The organism is Dongia deserti, from assembly GCF_003574735.1.
GTDB lineage: Bacteria > Pseudomonadota > Alphaproteobacteria > Dongiales > Dongiaceae > Dongia_A > Dongia_A deserti.
Genome location: NZ_QORW01000043.1, coordinates 1 through 3066 on the forward strand (window position 1 = coordinate 1; position 3066 = coordinate 3066).

The window sequence follows — 3066 nt, forward strand, 5'->3', positions numbered from 1 at the left end:
ACCATCGAAACCACCTGGCGCGGCATCGGTCAGCTCATCGACGTCTTCACACCACAGGAATGCGCTAACTACTTCAGAAACTCAGGATACGCTTCAGAATGAAGGAATCACGCTCTAGTCAGCTGGATCTGCTTGGTCCCATTACGCCTGAGACGGTTTCGGCTGCCCTGCGGGATCTCGCCGGCCTGACAGCTCCGCCGAGCGATGTCAGGCTGGAACGGCGACACGGACGCTGGGTCGCCCGGCTTCCAGGGCGATGCCGTAGCCTTCATTCCAGATTGTGCCTCCGCCATGGAACGGCTGGTGCGAGAGGCGAGGCTCCTGCGCCTCTTGGCATCTCGCGTCTCGTTTGGTCTGCCGCGAATTCTCTATGCTGGCCCTGCTCTGCAGGTACGCGCCATCGTCTCCGGAATACAGATTGGTGGCGATGGCCGCGAGCGCGTCTTTGCGAGCTCGCCCCAGTCTATGAGGTTGGCTGACGACCTGGGCCGCGCGTTGGCGCAACTGCACCGCGCCTTCACCAAACAAGAGGCGAAAGCCATCGGGCTGGTCCATTTTCGGCCGCTGCCCGACGGCGAAACGCTTCGCGCCCGCCTCGCAGGCAAGCTCACCGATCCGCTTGTCGAGATGGCATTCAACAGTTTGCTCGTGCTCTACTGCGAGAGCGCGCCGCCAAGCATGGACATTGTCGTGACGCATGGCGATGTGTGGGGCGGCAACATGGCGATCGATCCCGAGACCGGTGCGCTCAACGGGCTGTTCGATTTCGACGATGCCGCCCTGACGGACCGCCATATCGATTTCATGTATTTCCATTCCTTCAGCGACGAATTTGCCCGCCGCGCGCTCGCGACATATGCGATTGAATCCGATCAGGATGCGTCGTGGCAGCGTGTCGCCCTCTATCACGCCGTCGCGGCGTTCGCGGCTCTGGCCGACATCCGCGAAAAGAGAGAGGGTTATCTCCTGCAACGGCGGCTGGACTGGATCTCGGACGTCTGCCGCGGGCCGATCGGCAGGCTGGCCCTTGGCTGCTCAGGCAACTGAGCGCTCGCGAGCGAAATCGCGTCAATCCGTCAGAAAGTCCACGGCGACCAGCACGCGGTCAACTAGGCTCGCGCTGCCGCGCCATGGCATGACCGCCGCCTCGCAATATTTGAACTCCTTGTGTGGACCGACATAGGGCGGCCGGAAGATCGCGACCTTGCCCTGTTCGCTGACCCAGCGCATCACGCTGAAGACACGCGATCCTTCGCCCTGGCCTTCTACCTCGGACATCCACTTCCCCGTCCAATTGTGGCGCGAATGCTCGCGCACGGTGGTGCCGACCACACGGTAGCGGAAATCCCACGGATCGCGCCGCACGTCCTTCCACATGAGATAGGGCAGCAGGCGTGGCACTTCGAGCGGATCGAAGGAATCCCGGTCGGGTGGCGCGTTGTCGGTGCGCTTGCTTTGCCAGTAATCGACTGCAGCGCGCACGATCTCGGAGCTCAGCTCCGAGGCCTGGATGAGCTTGATGCCGCCAAGGTCGCCCATGGCGGCATCATAGCAGCATGCGGCTGCGTGTCAGTCCCCCGAGGGCAGCCCGCCGTGCTTATCCCACCATCCCGACGGCGCGCTTGTAGAGGTCCAGGAGTTGCTCCTGCTCCTCGCGGTCGTGCGCTTCCATCTTCCGCAGGCGCACGAGCTGGCGCATGATTTTAGTCTCGAACCCGGTCGACTTGGCTTCGGAATAGACCTCGCGGATATCCCCGGCGATCGCCGCCTTCTCCTCCTCGAGGCGCTCGATGCGCTCGATGAAGGACTTTAGTCGGTCCGCCGCAATGCCACCAGCATCCGCCATAAATCCACTCCGCGATTATGTAAGCATTCCCCGAATCGGAACGGCGGCGACTCTAGTCCGCCTGCGCCAGCCGGAACAAGCGCCGAACGGCTGTGGATTACGTGGATAACGTGGGCTGCTTGCGCGTTCAGGCCGCGCGGCGCCAGGACGTCCAGAGACTATAGGTCGAATGCCAAAGCGCGTTCAATCCGAAACCGATGAAAAGCACGCCGGACGCGCGCGTCACCCACAGCTGGTGCCGGCGATAGAATCGGCGTACCAGCCCCGCACCGACCACGTAGGCCAGCAGGCCATCTGCCAGGATGAAACCGGCGAATGCCGCGAGCAAGAGAAGCGGCATGCGCTCCCAGCTCAGGTCCTGCGACCGGCTGGCCAGCAGCGAGGTGAAGGTCGCGACCGCCACGGGATAGCCCTTGGGATTCATGAGGCCGAAGGCGAGCCCACGCAGCAACGGCCGCTTGGCGCCGACCGTCGTTTGCGGATCGGCATCGCGGCGAACGCTCGCCGCCTTCCAGCCGAGCCAGCAAAGATAGAGCCCGCAGGCGAGCCCCAGCAGATCGAACATCATCGTGCCCAGCGACTGCGCACCGATAATGGCGATGAGCGCCAAGGAGGCCCACACCACGTCGCCTGCCAGATGTCCGGCGAGGAAGCCGATGCCAGCACGCCTCCCTTGCGTCGCACCGATGCCGAGCAGCGCAAGGAACGCCGGGCCAGGCGTCAGCGTGTAGGCCGCAGCGGCGAGGAGCGCCGGCAGCAGGAGCGTGGGATCGATGAGTGGTGTTGTCACCGGCTGTGCTCCCCTATTCGTCATGGCCGGACTTGGTCCGACCATCCACGAGTTTCGTTGGCCCACTCAGTGCAGTTGCAAGCAAACTCGTGATGGTGTGGACGGCCCCCGCGCGGCATCGATGTGCCAGAATGAGGTCGTTGCAGATCTCATTGAAGGGAGCCGTCCATGGATAAGCTTATCCGCATTGGCATTGACACGTCCAAGAGTGTTTTTCAGCTGCATGGGGTTGGTGCGGCAGAGCAGACAGCCTTGAGGAAGAAGGTGCGCCGCAAGGATGTGGTGGCGTTTCTGGCGCAGCAGGCGCCGACTGAGATCGGGATGGAGGCGTGCGGTGGGTCGCATCACTGGGCGCGGGTGATTGAGGGCTTGGGTCACCGAGTGAAGCTGATCGCACCGCAGCTGGTGAAGCCGTATGTCAAACGCGGGA

At 63.2% G+C, this 3066-nt stretch carries 4 protein-coding genes and 1 pseudogene; 2 read left to right on the forward strand and 3 right to left on the reverse strand.

The genetic code is table 11. The features are described 5' to 3' along the window. Positions 1 to 204 precede the first annotated feature (204 nt). On the forward strand, positions 205 to 1047 hold the full coding sequence (locus tag DTX69_RS29795) for a phosphotransferase family protein (protein ID WP_119305225.1): 843 nt from the start codon (positions 205 to 207) through the stop codon (positions 1045 to 1047). A 21-nt stretch (positions 1048 to 1068) separates the two neighbouring features. Here the strand turns inward: DTX69_RS29795 and DTX69_RS29800 are convergent, their stop codons facing one another. From DTX69_RS29800 to DTX69_RS29810, 3 genes are all read right to left on the reverse strand, one after another. Continuing rightward, positions 1069 to 1539 (reverse strand): PAS domain-containing protein, encoded by a 471-nt coding sequence (locus DTX69_RS29800; protein ID WP_119305226.1) that lies wholly within the window; start codon positions 1537 to 1539, stop codon positions 1069 to 1071. A 58-nt stretch (positions 1540 to 1597) separates the two neighbouring features. Continuing rightward, positions 1598 to 1846, reverse strand: coding sequence for a DUF2312 domain-containing protein (locus DTX69_RS29805; RefSeq protein ID WP_119305227.1), 249 nt, complete (start codon positions 1844 to 1846; stop codon positions 1598 to 1600). Between the two features lie 127 nt (positions 1847 to 1973). Beyond that, on the reverse strand, positions 1974 to 2636 hold the full coding sequence (locus DTX69_RS29810) for a LysE family translocator (RefSeq protein WP_284736162.1): 663 nt from the start codon (positions 2634 to 2636) through the stop codon (positions 1974 to 1976). A 168-nt stretch (positions 2637 to 2804) separates the two neighbouring features. On the opposite strand from DTX69_RS29810, the pseudogene DTX69_RS29815 reads away from it, so the two are divergent. After that, positions 2805 to 3066, forward strand: a pseudogene (locus tag DTX69_RS29815) (IS110 family transposase); the annotation flags it as partial.